The sequence below is a fragment of the Pseudomonas sp. WS 5021 genome (assembly GCF_012985535.1).
Classification (GTDB): Bacteria; Pseudomonadota; Gammaproteobacteria; order Pseudomonadales; family Pseudomonadaceae; genus Aquipseudomonas.
The window spans coordinates 554,320-569,482 of record NZ_JAAQWP010000003.1 but is presented as its reverse complement, the minus strand read 5'-3'; the positions used below and the strand labels follow the sequence as shown (position 1 = coordinate 569,482).

At 64.2% G+C, this 15,163-nt stretch carries 17 protein-coding genes; 4 read left to right on the top strand and 13 right to left on the bottom strand.

Going from position 1 to position 15,163, the window contains the following annotated elements; all coding sequences use genetic code 11:
• The first annotated feature begins 143 nt into the window (after nt 1-143).
• Entirely contained in the window at nt 144-1,550 is a 1,407-nt protein-coding gene (locus HBO19_RS12620; RefSeq protein ID WP_170057593.1) for an adenosylmethionine--8-amino-7-oxononanoate transaminase, read from the top strand.
• A gap of 166 nt (nt 1,551-1,716) precedes the next feature.
• The gene (locus HBO19_RS12615) at nt 1,717-2,436 is read left to right on the top strand and encodes a 16S rRNA (uracil(1498)-N(3))-methyltransferase (protein WP_170042165.1); all 720 of its coding nucleotides are present in this window, start codon (nt 1,717-1,719) and stop codon (nt 2,434-2,436) included.
• 120 nt (nt 2,437-2,556) lie between these two features.
• Here HBO19_RS12615 and HBO19_RS12610 read toward each other — a convergent pair whose 3' ends face one another.
• From HBO19_RS12610 to HBO19_RS12600, 3 genes are read right to left on the bottom strand one after another with little or no spacing between them, the layout of a single operon-like run.
• Nucleotides 2,557-3,459, bottom strand: coding sequence for a transporter substrate-binding domain-containing protein (locus HBO19_RS12610; RefSeq protein ID WP_169953592.1), 903 nt, complete (start codon nt 3,457-3,459; stop codon nt 2,557-2,559).
• A gap of 24 nt (nt 3,460-3,483) precedes the next feature.
• On the bottom strand, nt 3,484-3,837 hold the full coding sequence (locus HBO19_RS12605; protein ID WP_170057592.1) for a RidA family protein: 354 nt from the start codon (nt 3,835-3,837) through the stop codon (nt 3,484-3,486).
• Nucleotides 3,838-3,846: 9 nt separating this feature from the next.
• Complete coding sequence (locus HBO19_RS12600) at nt 3,847-5,088, bottom strand: D-amino acid dehydrogenase (RefSeq protein ID WP_169953588.1); 1,242 nt, start codon at nt 5,086-5,088, stop codon at nt 3,847-3,849.
• A 106-nt stretch (nt 5,089-5,194) separates the two neighbouring features.
• On the opposite strand from HBO19_RS12600, the gene HBO19_RS12595 reads away from it, so the two are divergent.
• A complete protein-coding gene (locus HBO19_RS12595) occupies nt 5,195-6,097 on the top strand; it encodes a LysR substrate-binding domain-containing protein (RefSeq protein WP_169953586.1) in 903 nt (300 codons plus the stop codon).
• A gap of 95 nt (nt 6,098-6,192) precedes the next feature.
• On the opposite strand, the gene HBO19_RS12590 is transcribed toward HBO19_RS12595, so the two are convergent.
• Complete coding sequence (locus HBO19_RS12590; protein WP_170042164.1) at nt 6,193-6,810, bottom strand: hemolysin III family protein; 618 nt, start codon at nt 6,808-6,810, stop codon at nt 6,193-6,195.
• Nucleotides 6,811-6,942: 132 nt separating this feature from the next.
• Between HBO19_RS12590 and HBO19_RS12585 the strand changes: the two genes are divergently transcribed.
• Nucleotides 6,943-7,857 carry a LysR substrate-binding domain-containing protein gene (locus HBO19_RS12585; RefSeq protein ID WP_169953584.1) on the top strand — a complete coding sequence of 305 codons (915 nt, stop codon included), beginning with the start codon at nt 6,943-6,945 and terminating at the stop codon, nt 7,855-7,857.
• 102 nt (nt 7,858-7,959) lie between these two features.
• Here the strand turns inward: HBO19_RS12585 and madM are convergent, their stop codons facing one another.
• From madM to mdcA, 9 genes are all read right to left on the bottom strand, one after another.
• Entirely contained in the window at nt 7,960-8,724 is a 765-nt protein-coding gene (madM, locus tag HBO19_RS12580) for a malonate transporter subunit MadM (protein WP_169953582.1), read from the bottom strand.
• A 5-nt stretch (nt 8,725-8,729) separates the two neighbouring features.
• Nucleotides 8,730-9,122, bottom strand: coding sequence for a malonate transporter subunit MadL (gene madL / locus HBO19_RS12575; RefSeq protein ID WP_169953580.1), 393 nt, complete (start codon nt 9,120-9,122; stop codon nt 8,730-8,732).
• Nucleotides 9,123-9,188: 66 nt separating this feature from the next.
• The gene (gene mdcH, locus HBO19_RS12570; RefSeq protein WP_170042162.1) at nt 9,189-10,094 is read right to left on the bottom strand and encodes a malonate decarboxylase subunit epsilon; all 906 of its coding nucleotides are present in this window, start codon (nt 10,092-10,094) and stop codon (nt 9,189-9,191) included.
• Nucleotides 10,091-10,687 carry a malonate decarboxylase holo-ACP synthase gene (locus tag HBO19_RS12565; protein ID WP_170057591.1) on the bottom strand — a complete coding sequence of 199 codons (597 nt, stop codon included), beginning with the start codon at nt 10,685-10,687 and terminating at the stop codon, nt 10,091-10,093. The genes mdcH and HBO19_RS12565 overlap by 4 nt, the downstream gene beginning before the upstream one ends.
• Complete coding sequence (mdcE, locus tag HBO19_RS12560) at nt 10,681-11,460, bottom strand: biotin-independent malonate decarboxylase subunit gamma (RefSeq protein WP_170057590.1); 780 nt, start codon at nt 11,458-11,460, stop codon at nt 10,681-10,683. Before mdcE ends, HBO19_RS12565 begins: the two co-directional genes overlap by 7 nt.
• A complete protein-coding gene (locus tag HBO19_RS12555) occupies nt 11,457-12,299 on the bottom strand; it encodes a biotin-independent malonate decarboxylase subunit beta (RefSeq protein ID WP_170057589.1) in 843 nt (280 codons plus the stop codon). The genes mdcE and HBO19_RS12555 overlap by 4 nt, the downstream gene beginning before the upstream one ends.
• Nucleotides 12,292-12,591, bottom strand: coding sequence for a malonate decarboxylase subunit delta (locus HBO19_RS12550; protein WP_057960874.1), 300 nt, complete (start codon nt 12,589-12,591; stop codon nt 12,292-12,294). Before HBO19_RS12550 ends, HBO19_RS12555 begins: the two co-directional genes overlap by 8 nt.
• Nucleotides 12,591-13,448, bottom strand: coding sequence for a triphosphoribosyl-dephospho-CoA synthase (locus tag HBO19_RS12545; RefSeq protein ID WP_170057588.1), 858 nt, complete (start codon nt 13,446-13,448; stop codon nt 12,591-12,593). The genes HBO19_RS12550 and HBO19_RS12545 overlap by 1 nt, the downstream gene beginning before the upstream one ends.
• The gene (mdcA, locus tag HBO19_RS12540) at nt 13,449-15,119 is read right to left on the bottom strand and encodes a malonate decarboxylase subunit alpha (RefSeq protein WP_115129199.1); all 1,671 of its coding nucleotides are present in this window, start codon (nt 15,117-15,119) and stop codon (nt 13,449-13,451) included.
• Between the last annotated feature and the right edge of the window lie 44 nt (nt 15,120-15,163).

The window sequence follows — 15,163 nt, the reverse complement described above, 5'->3', positions numbered from 1 at the left end:
ACTATTGAGCACAAACGTGACAGACCGTCCTGCATTTACTGCCAATTCACCGTTCATGGGTTGTGACACAGCCCACCATTGCATAGGCTTGCGCGATTGTTTTGCCTGCGCGGGTCACGGCAGCGCTTCGAGGAGACTAAAAGATGGGCTTGAACAACCAGTGGATGCAACGCGATCTGGCGGTGCTGTGGCATCCCTGCACCCAGATGAAAGACCACCAGCAACTGCCGCTGGTACCGATCAAGCGCGGTGAAGGCGTATGGCTGGAAGACTTCGAAGGCAAGCGCTACCTCGATGCCGTCAGCTCGTGGTGGGTCAACGTGTTCGGCCACGCCAACCCGCGCATCAACCAGCGCATCAAGGATCAGGTGGACCAACTGGAGCACGTGATCCTCGCCGGCTTCAGCCACCAGCCGGTGATCGAGCTGTCCGAGCGCCTGGTCAAGATCACCCCCGAAGGCCTGACCCGCTGCTTCTACGCCGACAATGGCTCGTCGTGCATCGAAGTCGCGCTGAAGATGAGCTTTCACTATTGGCTCAACCGCGGCCAGCCGAACAAAAAGCGCTTTGTCACCCTGACCAACAGTTACCACGGCGAAACCATCGCCGCGATGTCGGTCGGTGATGTGCCGCTGTTCACCGAGACCTACAAGGCGCTGCTGCTGGACACCATCAAGGTGCCAAGCCCGGACTGCTACCTGCGCCCCGCAGGCATGAGCTGGGAAGAACACTCGCGCACCATGTTCCAGGCCATGGAACAGACCCTGGCGGAAAACCACGACAGCGTCGCCGCCGTGATCGTCGAACCACTGATCCAGGGCGCCGGTGGCATGCGCATGTACCACCCGGTGTACCTCAAGCTGCTGCGCGAAGCCTGCGACCGGTATGGCGTGCACCTGATCCACGATGAAATCGCCGTGGGTTTCGGCCGCACCGGCAGCATGTTTGCCTGTGAGCAGGCGGGCATCCGCCCGGATTTCCTGTGCCTGTCCAAGGCCCTCACCGGTGGCTACCTGCCGCTGGCCGCCGTGGTCACCACCGAAGATGTGTACAGCGCCTTCTACGACGACTATCCGACCCTGCGCGCCTTCCTGCACTCCCACAGCTACACCGGCAACCCGCTGGCCTGTGCGGCAGCCCTGGCGACCCTGGATATCTTCGAAGAAGACAACGTCATCGAGAACAACAAGGCCCTGGCCCAGCGCATGACCACCGCCACCGCGCACCTGGTAGACCACCCCCATGTCTCGGAAGTGCGCCAGACCGGCATGGTGCTGGCCATCGAGATGGTACAGGACAAGCCCACCAAGACCGCCTACCCCTGGCAGGAACGGCGCGGCCTGAAAGTGTTCGAGCATGCCCTGGAACGCGGCGCGCTGCTGCGCCCGCTAGGCAGCGTGGTGTATTTCCTGCCGCCGTATGTGATTACCCCGGAGCAGATCGACTTCCTCGCCGAAGTGGCCACCGAGGGCATTGATATCGCCACCAACAGCAAAGTCAGCGTGGCCGTGCCCAAGGACTTCCACCCAGGCTTTCGCGACCCCGGCTAACCCTCAGCCCCCTGTAGGAGCCGGCTTGCCGGCGAAAAACGTGAGAGCGCCGCGTTCATCCAGGCCCCCTCGTTATCGTTGACCTCCATCGCCGGCACGCCGGCTCCTACAGTACGCCGTCGCTCCCGCTGCATAGCAACACACACATTATTTGCAGAGAACAGAAATGAGACTGTCGCGTTTTTTCACCGATACCCCGCTAAGCCTTGGCGACCACGAATTGCCCGAAGCCCAGGCGCACTACATCAGCCGCGTGCTGCGCATGAACGAAGGCGATGCCGTGCAACTGTTCGACGGCTCTGGCCAGGAATTTCGCGGCAGCCTGCTGGAAGTCGGGAAAAAACGCGTGACGGTGCAACTGACCGAAGCCTTCGCCGGCCAGGTCGAGTCGCCACTGCACATTCATCTGGGCCAGGGCCTGTCCCGTGGCGAGCGCATGGACTGGGCCATCCAGAAAGCCACCGAGCTTGGGGTCAATGCCATCACGCCGATCTTCAGCGAGCGCTGCGAAGTGCGCCTCAAGGACGAACGTGCCGACAAACGCCTGCTGCACTGGCGCCAGGTCGCAATCAGCGCCTGTGAGCAATGCGGCCGCTCTACGGTGCCGGTGATTCACCCACCGCTGTTGCTGGCCGATTGGTTGAAACAGGCCGAGGCGGATTTGAAGCTGGTGCTGCACCCGGTGGCCGAGCCGCTGGTGAGCCATGCCAAGCCATCGAGCCTGGCGTTTTTGATCGGGCCGGAGGGTGGCTTGACCGATGGTGAAGTCCAGACCGCGCAAGGCGCTGGCTTCCACGCCGCACGCCTGGGGCCGCGGGTGTTGCGCACCGAGACGGCGCCCGTAGTTGCGCTGGCCGTCGCACAACAGCTATGGGGCGACTTCTAACCCCACGTTGCAAACCCAATCAAACTGTAGGAGCTGGCTTGCCTGCGATGGCGGCATCAAGGCCTGCGCAAGACTTGCGGGCCTCATCGCCGGCAAGCCGGCGCCTACACGCTGGGTGTTTTATTCCACCGGATCACTCACCGGCTTGGCAATGATCGCCTTCAGCTCGCTGGTCATGGGGAACTCCAGGTTCAATCCCTTCGGCGGGATCGGCTGTTCAAACCAGCGCTGGTAGATCCCGTTGATTTCCCCCGAGCTGTACAGCTCGCCCAACGTTTCGTTGACCACCGCCAGAAACTGCGGGTCGTCCTTGCGCACCATGCAGCTGTAGATTTCCCGCGACTGCTCCTCGCCCACCACCACCCACTTGTGCGGGTCCTTGGCCTTGGCACGCTCGCCGTAGAGCAACGCATCGTCCATGTAGAACGCCACGGCCCGGCCCGATTGCAACATCTGGAACGCCTCGCCGTGATCCTTGGCGCTGATCACCGACATATCCAGCTTGTGCTCGTGGTTGTAGCTCTTGAGGAACCGCTCGTTGGTGGTGCCGGCAGTGGTCACCACGTTCTTGCCGCGCAGGTCGGCGAAGCGCTGGATACCGCTGTCGTTGGCGGTGAGCAACTGGCCCTTGACGTAGATAAAGCCATAGGAAAACGCCACCTGCTTCTGCCGCTCGGCCGTCACCCCGGTGGAGCCGCACTCCAGGTCGACGGTGCCGTTGATCACCAACGGAATACGGGTCTGGGAGGTGACCAGGTTGTACTTCACGTTGAGCTGGGGCACGCCGATCTTCTGTTGGATGCGCTCGACAATCTTGCTCGCCAGGTCCACCGAGTAGCCCATGGGTTTGCCGGTGTGGTCGCCGACATAGGAAAACGGCACCGACGCATCGCGATAGCCCAGGGTGATGCTCTTGGCATTCGCGACCTTGGCCAGGGTGCCCACCAGCGGCGCTTCATTGGCCTGGGCCTGGGCCGCCAGTAACAGCCCGAGGGCCGTGCCGATCAACGTGATTTTTTGCATTGTTATTCTCCGTTGGTTTTCTTGTTATGGACGGCGTACAGCGATGACGCTGATTTCCACCAGCACACTGGGGCGTGCCAGTTCCGCCTGCAGGGTGGTACGGGTCGGTGCCTGGCCGGGCGTGAGCCAGGCGGACCAGACATCATTCATCGGCGCAAACCCCTCCTGAATGTTCTTCAGGTAGATCGTCGCGTTGAGCAGATGATCCTTGTCGCTGCCGGCTTCGGCCAGCAGCGCATCAATCTTGGCCAGCACCTCGTGGGTCTGGGTACTGACGTCCTGGCCGTCGCCCGGCACCTGGCCGGAAAGGAACACCAGGTCCTGGAAAGTCACGGCGCCCGACAGGCGACTATTGCTGTTGATCCGGGTGATGGTCATTGCGCTGTCCTATGCGGCGCGGGGCGCTAGGCCCTGCATATCAATGGAAGGAGTGTGCTGGCCGATCAGTTCGGCCAACACCTGGCCGCTGCCGCAGGCCAGGGTGAAACCCAGGGCGCCGTGGCCGAGGTTGAGCCACAGGTTGCGGTACACGCTGGCACCAATCAGCGGCACGCCGCTGGGGGTGGCCGGGCGCATGCCGGCCCATTCGATGGCCTGGCTGTAATCGCCGGCCAAGGGGAACGTCTCACTGGCCTGGCGCTTGATCAGGGCCAGGCGCTTGGGCTCAAGGCCCTTATCGAAGCCGACGATATCGACCATCGCCGCCACCCGCAGTTGTTCGCCGATCCGCGCGTAAACGATCTTGCGGTCATAGTCGGTGATGCTGATGTTCGGCGCGGCGTGCTGCGCGCCAATCGGCACGCTCAGGCTGTAGCCCTTGAGCGGATACAGCGGCAATGCGATGCCCGGCAAGGCCAACTCGGGGCTGCGTACTCCCGCCGCCAGCACCAGGTGCTGCACCGGCATCACCTCGTCACCCAACTCAATCGCCTGTACGGTGCCGTTGGCATGGCGGATGCCCGTGACCTTGCGCCCCAGCACAAACCGGCACCGGCCCGACGCTTGCAGGCGCGCCGCCAACTGCTGGCAGAAGCCATGACAGTCCGCCACTTCTTCATTGGGCGTGTAGATACCTCCGACAAAATCCCTGGCCCCCAGGGTCGGCTCCAGCCGCGTGCAATCGGCCGCCGACAGCACTTGCTGTTGCAGGCAATCGAGCACCTTGTTGCGAGCGTGCTCGAAGGTGTGATGGCTGCGAAATGTCACCAGCTTGCCGTTCCGTTTCCAGTCGAAGCCGTCCAGCCCGTCTTCTTCGCGCCATTGCTGCAAGGTGCCCTGGCTCAGGGTGGCCAGGCGCAGCAAGTGCCCGGCGTTGCGCTTGTTGACCGAAGCCCGGCAGGCACCAAGGAAGGAGGCCATCCAACGCCATTGCGCCGGGTCCAGGCGCGGGCGCAGCTTTAACGGCGAGTCACCGCGCAGCAGCCAGCCAATGGCTTGCAACGGCACGCCTTTGTCCGCCAGCGGCGCAACGTAGCGATAGGACAATTGGCCGCCATTGGCAAAGCTGGTCTCGCTGCCCAGGCTGTCGCGGGCTTCGACCACCGTCACGTCCATGCCGGCGCGCACCAGGGCATAGGCGCTCGCCAGACCGATGACCCCACCGCCAATGATGCAAACCTGCTCAGCCATATCGATTCCCAAGCGTTGTGATGAGCGTCCAAGGGTAGGGGCAGGTGACAGGCGCCGGACAATGAATAAAGATGGGCCACCTATAAACAAAGGTTATGGACTCGTCATGCGCTTGCGTCATATCGAAATCTTCCAGGCCATCCGCCAGACCGGCTCGGTCAGTGCCGCCGCGCAGTTGCTGCATGTCTCGCAACCGGCGGTGACCAAGGTGCTGCAACATGCCGAGCTGCAACTGGGCTTCCCGCTGTTCCTGCGCATACGCGGCAAGCTGCAGCCCACCCCGGAAGCCCTGGCCCTGGAGCGCGAGGTCGATAAGGTCAGCGAAAGCCTGCAAGGCGTGCGGCGCCTGGCGCAGAACCTGCGGCGCGCGCCCGGCCAAAGCTTGCGCATTGGCGCCACGCCGGCCCTGGCCTTGTCACTGCTGCCGCCGGCGATTGGCGAGTGGACCCAACGCTACCCGGACATCGCCTGCGAACTGTCCAGCGCCCACAGCCGTGAGCTGGTGCAAAACCTGTTGATGCGCGAGATGGATGTGGCGCTGACCCTCAAGTCCCCGGACCATCCGGGGCTCAAGGCCCAGGCATTGGCCCACGGCGTGTTGGTGGCCCTGGCGCCACGGGGCTTCTGGCCGGCGGCGGAACTGGGCAAACCCCTGCCCTTGATGGCCCTGGCGGGCACGCCGTTGATTGGCCTGTCGAGTGCCGACCCGCTGTCGGCGCGGCTCGACAGCTACCTGGAAGCGGTCGAGCCGCCGCCGCGCGTGCGGATCTCGGTGCAGACCTACTCCCTGGCCCGGGCCATGGTGGAGTCCGGCGCCGGCCTGGCGGTGATCGACCCTTTCACCGCGCTGGGCGCCTCCACCGACAGCACCTGCATCCGCCCCCTGGCCCCGCCGCTGCCCATCACCCTGTATGCCCTGACCCGCGCCGACGAGCCACCGCCGCATATGTTGGCGAGCCTGCTGGAGATCTTTGGCAGCCGTGCCCAGGAGCAGCTAGACCGCCTCTAAACCTGTAGGAGCCGGCTTGCCGACGATGAGGCCATCAAGTCTTGCGCCAACCTTGCTGACGCCATCGCCGGCAAGCCGGCTCCTACAGAGGTGCGTCAGAGCACGTAGCGCATGATCGCCACAAAATGCAGCAGGCTGCCGCCAATCACAAACAGATGCCAGATCCCGTGGGAGTGCCTTAAACGGTGTTCCAGGGCAAAGAAGATAATCCCCACCGTGTACAACACCCCACCCGACGCCAGCCAGATAAACCCATCCATGCCCAGCGCGGCAATCAACGGCTTGACCGCCACCAACACAATCCAGCCCATCACCGCATAAATCACAATTGACAAAATGCGCGCCTCGGAACGCGGCTTGATCTCCTGCAAGATCCCGATCACCGCCAGCCCCCAGACAATCCCGAACAGCGTCCAGCCCCACGGCCCGTTCAGGGTCACCAGGCAAAACGGGGTGTAGCTGCCGGCAATCAGCAGATAGATCGAAAAGTGGTCGACCTTCTGCATGATCGCTTTCTTGCGCCCGCGCACGCTGTGATACACCGTCGAGGCGCTATACAGCACCAGCAGCGTAAAACCGTAGATCGCCACGCTGACGATCTTCCACGGGCTGCCGTCCATGCTCGCCACCACCAGCATCCACACCGCGCCGATAAAGGCTGCCACGGCGCCGAGCAAATGGCTCCAGGCGTTGAATCGTTCTCCGTGATACATGTGTTGCCAACCTCCAAAACTGCTGCATCTACCCCGTAAGGCTCAGGCCTGACAGGCGAGAGTGCAAGACCGTTATGACGGTTGCGGCGCTTTAAGGGCACAATCGAATGCATTCGAATAAGAGTCATCGCCATGCTGATCGACGAAGAATTTACCCTCAAGAAACTGGAAATCTTCCTGGCCTTCATGCGCACCGGCAACCTGGCCCGCGCCGCCGCCGAGTTGCAGACCAGCAATGTCAGCGTGCACCGGGCCATCCACTCCCTGGAAAACGCCCTGCGCTGCCCGCTGTTCAAGCACGAAGGGCGCAACCTCACCCCCCTGGAAAGCGCCTACGTCCTCGAAGAACGCGCGCAGAAGCTGGTACAGGATGTGGTCGACAGCGTGCGCCTGACCCGCGAAGCCGCCGGTTTCTCCGCCGAGCGTTTCAAGCTCGGCGCTCTGTATTCGCTGACGGTCAAGACCGTGCCGCAACTGATCATGGGTCTGAAAATCAGGCGTAGCGAGCTCAATATCGACCTGATCCTGGGCTCCAACGTCGACCTGATGTACAAGCTCAAAAACATGGAAGTCGACGCGATCCTGATCTCCCTCGACGACCAGGCCGTCGAGCCGGATTGCGCGCAGATCCAGCTGTTTTGCGACGATATCTTCCTCGCCACCCCCGCCGACTCGCCCCTGGATCGCGAACAGGAAATCGACCTGGCCCAGGTGCGCGATGCCACCTTCATCACCCTGACCCAAGGCTTCGCCACCCACCAGGACGGCGCACGGGTGTTCAAGCAGGCAGGCTTCGAGCCGAAGGTGGCGATGCAGGTCAACGATATCTTTACCCTGCTGAGCATGGTCAGCTCGGGCGTTGGCTATGCGCTGCTGCCGGGAAGGATCGCGGCGGTGTATGAGAACCGGGTCAAGCTGATCCCGCTGCAACCACGCTACCGGTTGCAGCAGCACATTGGCGTGGTGTTCTTGAAGGCCAAGGAGCGCGATCCGAACTTGCTGGCGTTGTTGGCGGAGTGTCGGATGTATGCCAATCGGCAACGTTGAACACTGCCCCTGTAGGAGCCGACTTGCCGGCGATGAGGCCATTCGCCTTGCGACACATCCAAGGCAGCCATCGCCGGCAAGCCGGATCCTACAAAGGGTCGATCAGCCCACCAACCCGCGCATGATCAAAAACAACAACGAAGGCCCCAACAAACAACCCAGCGCCGTATAAAACGCCGCCGTCAGGCAGCCATAAGGCACCAGCTTCGGATCAGTCGCCGCCAGCCCACCGGCCACGCCGCTGGAGGTGCCCATCAACCCGCCGAAGATCACCGCACTGCGCGGGCTGTTCAGGCCAATCAGCGGCGCGACGAACGGGGTCATCACCATCACCAGAATGGCCTTGATCAACCCCGCCGCGATGGACAGCGCCATCACCTCGGAACTGGCGCCAATCGCCGCCCCGGTCACCGGCCCGACGATGTAGGTCACGGCCCCGGCGCCGATGGTGGTCAGGCTCACCGCATCGGTATAACCAAACGCCATGGCCACTCCGACGCCTGCGATAAACGACGAGCCAACGCCGACAAACAACGCCAGCACCCCCACATATCCAGCACGCTTGAGCTCATCGACGCTCACCCCAAACGCGGTGGCCACGATGGCAAAGTCCCGCAGCATCGCCCCGCCCAGCAGGCCGATGCCCGACAGCAACGGGATATCCACCACGCCCTTGGCCCCGCCGGTAAACGCACCACCCACATAGGACAGCACCAGCCCCAGCAGGATCGCGATGGCCGAACCATGCAGGCGGCCTTTGGTGAAGGTGTCGCTGATCCAGTAGGACACCCACATGGTCAGGCCGATCACCGCAAAACCGCTGATCAGGCCGTAGCCGGTGATGACTTTCATCAAGGATTCGTACATGGCGCTCACCCTGCCGACTTGGGAGTGACAACCGCTTCCGGCTCACGCTTGCCGATGCGCACCAGCACCGGCACCAGGGCAAATGCCACCACCACCGCGCTGGTGCCGGCGAGGATCGCCATCGGGCCGCCACTGATCGCGCCATACACGTTTTGCTGGGCCGCCATGGCCACCACAATGGGAATGTACACCGCCGCCCAGAAGCTCACGCCCTGCTCGGATTTGCCGGTAAACAGGCCACGCTTGGCGAGGTAACTGCCCAGGCCGATCAGCAGCAACATCGCGATCCCCACCCCGCCGACGTTGGCCGGGATGCCCATCCATTTGCCCAATAGCTCGCCGACGAACAGGCCCGCCAGGGTACACAGGGCCAGAAACGCCACACCGTAAATAATCATGCTGGTAGTCCTCTTGATGCTTGATCGAAATTGTTGTTTTTGTGCTTCGAAAGCCAAGCTCACGCTTTATCGGTGGTGGCGGCCCTCCTGTTCCAGCAAGGCCTGCAAGGTGTCCAGGCGCGCACCTTCGAAGGCAATCACGGTGCCTTGCTCAAACACCCGCCGCGCAAGGCCGGTGAGGACTGTGCCCGGAGGCAGCTCGATGTGCAGGCGCACGCCGCGCTCATAGGCGCTTTGTACGGTGCCGCGCCAATCGACGAGGCGGCACATGTTGAACGCCAGGTCGTCGCGCAACTGCGCCGGATCGCGGATCGGCCGCGCCCGGCTGCTGCTCAGGTAAGTGATGGCCGGCGCCTTGAGCGCGACCTTGGCAAACGCTTCAGCGAGGGCCTGGGCCGGTTGCTCCAGCAGTGCGCAATGGGACGGCACGCTGACGGCCAGGCGCTTGGCCACGCCCTGGCCTTTGACGCGGTTGGCCACCCGTTGCATGGCGGCATCGCTGCCGGCGATCACGCACTGGTTATCGGCATTGATATTGGCCAGGTACACCGGGGTTTGCGCGCTGTGGATCTCGGCGAGCACGCTTTCGACGGTGGATAACTCCAGGCCGATCAGCGCTGTCATGCCGTAGCCCTGTGGATAAGCGTGCTGCATCAGTTCACCGCGCAGGCTGACCAGCCGCAGCGCATCGGCAAACGCCAGGGCCCCGGCGATCACTGCCGCCGGATAAGCGCCGATGGACAGGCCCGCCACATAGTCCGGTGTGTGTTGCAACTCACGGGCATGGGCCACGCCGGCGATCAGCAGGCACAGTTGCACGGCGCGGGTGCTGGCCAGGGCCTGCGCCGAATCGAGCTGGCGCACCTCTTGTCCCAAGGTATCGCTGGCTTCATCGAGGACATTGGCAGGCAATTGCTGGAGCATGCCCGGGCGTTGGGCACCCTGCCCCGGAAACACCAGGAGGCTGCTCATGCCACGGCCTGCCAAGGGTCGATCACCAGATGCGCACCGCTGGCGTTTTTCAGCAGCACCCGCAGCGATGGGCCGGCCCATTCGCGCAAGGCCACCGCGCCATAAGGGGTTTGCAATTGCAGGTCCACGGCACACGGTGCGGTGTCCAGAATCGCCAGCAGCGCCTCGGCATCACCGCGATCAAGCCGCTCGGGCGCGCGCAGCAGCAAATCCAGATCGCTCTGGGCATGCAGTGCCTCAATGCCCGTGGCCAACTCGAAACCCGCGCTGCCCGTCACACCCCAAACCTCTTGCGCCAGCACCGGCCGCAGTTGATCGAGGGCGCGCAACGCCGGTAAATCCCGCGGCGAGATCACCCCGCACAGGGCCTCGGGTGTCACTCGCCGTTGCACAGCCGCCACGGGCATCACGGCCGCAAAGCGCTGCTCCCGCAAACGTCCACGCACACCCACCGCCACATAGCCCGGTTCGGCCAGCGCCCGGCGCACCACCACTGGCTGCCCCGCCCCGATCACCGCCAGTACCCAGGCCGGTGCGTCAGCGGGCACGTGCGCCGGGGCCATGCCCCAGAGCAAGTCGTGGGCGTTCACCATTGCTCCCGCAACAGCTGGCGTACATGGCTGGACGCGGCACGATTGACGGCGCCCAGGCGCCCGCGTAAATCGCGCACGCCGCTGTTCTGCACATCCTTGATCGCCTGCACCAGGCAATCCCTGACCCGCGCCAGGTCGTCGGCGGTCGGTTGTTCGATCTGGCTGACCGTGAGGGTTTCCCAGAGCAAGCCGAGGCTGGCATAGCTGTCGATGTCATAGGCCATGGGCGGCACGCTGGCGGCCAGGGCTTCGAGTTCTTCGACGCTACGCAAGGTGACCCGCGCCGCCGAGGCCTTGCCCATGGCGTGCACCATCACCCCAGGGTCGCGCAGGGCAATCAGGCGGTTGGCCTGGTAGCCATGGGCGAGAAACGCCCCGGACATGGCCTTGCCCACCAGCAACCCGATCACCGGATGCCCGGCCAGGCGCGCGCGGGCATAACTGTCCGCCGCCGCCGCCAGGGCCTGATGAATGCCCAGGGCTTCTTCGCGACGGCCATAGGCCTGGCTCGGCACGTCGACAATAGCCACAATCGGGCGTTGATCGCCGCGGGCGATGGCTTCATCCACCGCCTTGGCCAGGCCCCAGCCTTCCAGCAACCCAACCTCACCTTGGCGGGCGCGGGGGAAGCGGTTGGTAGCATCCGGCACCACCGCGATAAACCGCACGGCCTGCTCGCCGAGCACGCCATCAGCAACTTTCAACGAAGCCGGCAAACCCGCCACCGGCGCTGCATCCGCGCGCAATGCGTTGAACCAGTGCAAGCCTCTCATGAGCGTTCTCCCTGATACAGGTCACGAACCGTGGCCGGCTCGATCTGCGGTTCGGCGTCCAGCGCAGCCAGGCGCGCCAGGTAATAGTCGGCTTGGCGGCTGCGCGGCGCTGCCGGCAAACCTTGCTGCAACAGTTCGCTGATCTGCTGGCGGATCTGCGCCACATCGTCCGCCACATAACGGTCGGCCAGGCCGCTGTTGAAGCGCTGCTCGCCGCCGGTCAGGCTCCAGATGAAGGGCCGGTCACGGGAGTCGTATTCTTCAAGGCCGGCTTCCTGTTCGATCACTTGCGGGCCGTTCAAGCCCAGGCGCGCTTCGCGGGTCACCACCAGGTAGCTGCACAGGCCCGCGGCAATGGACATGCCGCCAAAACAGCCAACGCTGCCGGCCACTACGCCGATCACCGGTTGGTACTGGCGCAGGTCGACAATCGCGGCGTGGATATCGGCAATCGCCGCCAGCCCGAGGTTGGCCTCCTGCAGGCGCACGCCGCCGGTTTCCAGCAACAGCACCGCACGCGTCGGGATGCCGTTGCGGTTGTCCTCGGCGGCCAGCTCCAGGGCGCCGGCGATTTTCGCGCCGCCCACTTCACCGAGGCTGCCGCCCTGGAAATTGCCTTCGATGGCGGCAATCACCAGCGGCACGCCATCGAGGGTGCCCTTGGCGATCACCACCCCGTCGTCAGCCTGCGGCACCACGCCCTGGCGGCTCAACCACGGCGACATCACGCGCTGGAACGGGTCGATCAATTCACGGTAGCTGCCGGCATCGAGCAAGGCCTTGGCCCGCTGGCGGGCGCCGAGTTCGACGAAGCTGTGCCGGTTGAGTAAATCAGTCATGGCCAAGCTCCTCGAAACCTTGCTCCAGGCGCAAACGCACCACGCCGGGGGTGGCGCCAAAATCGTGGATCTGAATGTTCAGCGCCGGTGGGGTCTGCTCCTGGAAAATCCGCTGGAACAGGTGCTGCCAACGCTGCTCGGCGCCGTTGACCGAGGTTTGCACCTGGATGCTCAAGGTGCCCGCCGTGCCCGGTTCCAGCAGCACTTCAAGGTCGCCGGAACCGACGCAGCCCACCAGCGCGCGGCCTTTGGGCGGCTGCCCGGCGGGGAATTCAAAGGATAGGGTTTCCATCAAAACGCTCCGTCGCAAGACTCGATGCGGTCGATAAACAGGCAGGCGGCCAACAGGTCGGCGGCGCCACCGGGGGAGGCATTCAGGGCCAGCAGTTGCTGGTCCAGCTCATTAAGGCGACGCCGCCCGGCCAGGCTCGCGCTGCCGCCCGCATCCAGCACGGCCTGGGCGCCCCGTTGCATCGCCTGCAAGCCATCGGTGCCGGCGCGGTAGAGCACGCAGGTGTCGGCCAGTTGGGTCATGATCGCCAGCAGCGCATCGAGGCGCGCGTTCTGCTCGCCGTGTTGTTGCAAACGGCTTGCGTGCAGTTGCGGCAGGCCCCGTTGCAGCACTGCGGGGAAGCCCAGTTGCGCTTCTTCGCGGGCGCCACGTACGCCATAGCGCTGCGCGACTTGCGCGCCATGGCTCAGCGGTTGCGGTGCAAAACGGTCATGGAGCAGGGCCAGGCGCGCAGCCCTTAAAGTCAGCGCATTGGCCGTGCGCGAGGCAGGTGCCAGCGCGGCGGCGGCCACCAGCAGGCCAAGGGCCCAGATCGCGCCACGGTGGGTATTCACGCCCTGGGTGGTGGCGAGCATCGCCTGTTCGCCTTCGCGGCCGATCCGGCCGAGGGCTTCGCGCAGCGGCAGGCCGATCTCGCCCAGGGCAATCGCCGCTTCGGCCATTTCCTTGAAGGCCGGCCACAAGGACAGCGCCGACGCGTGCATCAAGCCCAGATGTAGATCCAGATGGGCGCCATTGCCACGCCGATCCACCAGCGCCGGCTTGGGCGACAGGTCCGCTTCGTCGATCAGTGCATCGACCGCCAGGTCCGCCAGTTGCTCGGCCAGGGTCAGTGTGTGCAGTTTGAGTGCGTGCATTTACCAGCTCCTGAACTTGGCGGGCGGGTTGTACAGGCCACCGGACCAGTCCACCAGGTCGGCCACGCTTTTGGCCGCCAGCAGTTCGCGGGTGGCGTCGGTGCGGCGGATGCCGAGGTCTTCGGGCAAGGCGATCAGGCCTTCGCGGCGCATGCGCGCGGTGTCCTTGGGGTTGTGGCGCAGGCCGATGGCGGTCACCCCGGCGACCGCCGCGATCATCGCCTGGCGCTCTTCCAGGGAGCGCGCCTTGTACAGGTAGGCGATGCCTTCTTCGGTGAGCAAGTGGGTCACGTCGTCGCCGTAGATCATGATCGGCGCCAGGGGCATGCCGCTTTTGCGCGCCACTTCCACCGCGTCGAGGGTGTCGACGAAGGTCGGTTTGCCGCCCTCCTGGAAGGTCTCGACCATCTGCACCACCAGCTTTTTGCCGCGCTCCAGCAAGGCTTCGGGGGCATCGTCGTGGCGCATATCGAGCCAGGCCGGGGTGCCGTGGCGGCGCCCGCGTGGGTCGTGGCCCATGTTCGGCGCACCGCCAAACCCGGCGAGCCGGCCTCGGGTCACGGTGGACGAATGACCGTCACCATCCACCTGCAAAGTGGCGCCGATAAACAGGTCCACCGCGTATTGCCCCGCCAGTTGGCAGAACATCCGGTTGGAGCGCAACGAGCCGTCGCGACCGGTGAAGAACACATCCGGGCGCGCGGCGATGTAGTTTTCCATGCCCAGTTCGGTGCCGAAACAATGCACGCTTTCAACCCAGCCGCTTTCGATGGCGGGGATCAACGTGGGGTGCGGGTTGAGGGTCCAGTTGCGGCAGATCTTGCCTTTAAGGCCCAGGGACTCACCGTAGGTCGGCAGGATCAGTTCAATGGCGGCGGTATTGAAACCAATGCCATGGTTCAGCGACTGCACGTTGTGTTTTTCGTAGATGCCACGGATCGCCATCATCGCCATCAGCACATGCACCGGCTTGATATGCCGGGGGTCGCGGGTGAACAGCGGTTCGATATAGAAGGGCTTGTCGGCCACCACCACGAAATCCACCCAACTGGCCGGGATGTCCACGCGGGGCAAGTCGCTGACGTCGTCCACCAATTGGTTGACCTGCACGATGACGATGCCATCGCTGAACGCCGCCGGCTCGATCAGCGCCGGGGTGTCTTCGGTGCTGGGGCCGGTGTAGATATTGCCGGCGCGGTCGGCCATGAAGCCTGCGGACAGCACCACGTTGGGGATCAGGTCTACGACCAGTCGCGCATAGAGTTCGATGTAGGTGTGGATCGCGCCGACTTCCAGCAGGCCGTCTTCAAGCAGCTGGCTGATGCGCAGGGATTGGGTGCCGGCAAACGAGAAATCGAGCTTGCGGGCGATGCCCTTTTCAAACAGGTCCAGGTGCTCGGAGCGCCCGACGCTGGGCATGATCATGTGCAAATCGTGGAGCACGGCCGGGTCGGCCTTGGCCAGGGAGCGCGAGAGAAAGTCGGCCTGCTTCTGGTTATTGCCTTCCAGCACCACGCGGTCGCCGGGCAGGATCAGGGCTTGCAGGGCCTCGACGATCCTGTCGCTGGGCAGCACGGCCCCGTCGGCAAACGCCTGGACCAGCCCGAGCCGCCGCTGCTTCTCGTCGCGGCGCCGCGTCCAGCGCGAGTCGGGGGTTATTGTTGTTGTCATGATCGCTCCACGGGTTCGCTGTCGTGGGGCTCACCATAGGAGTG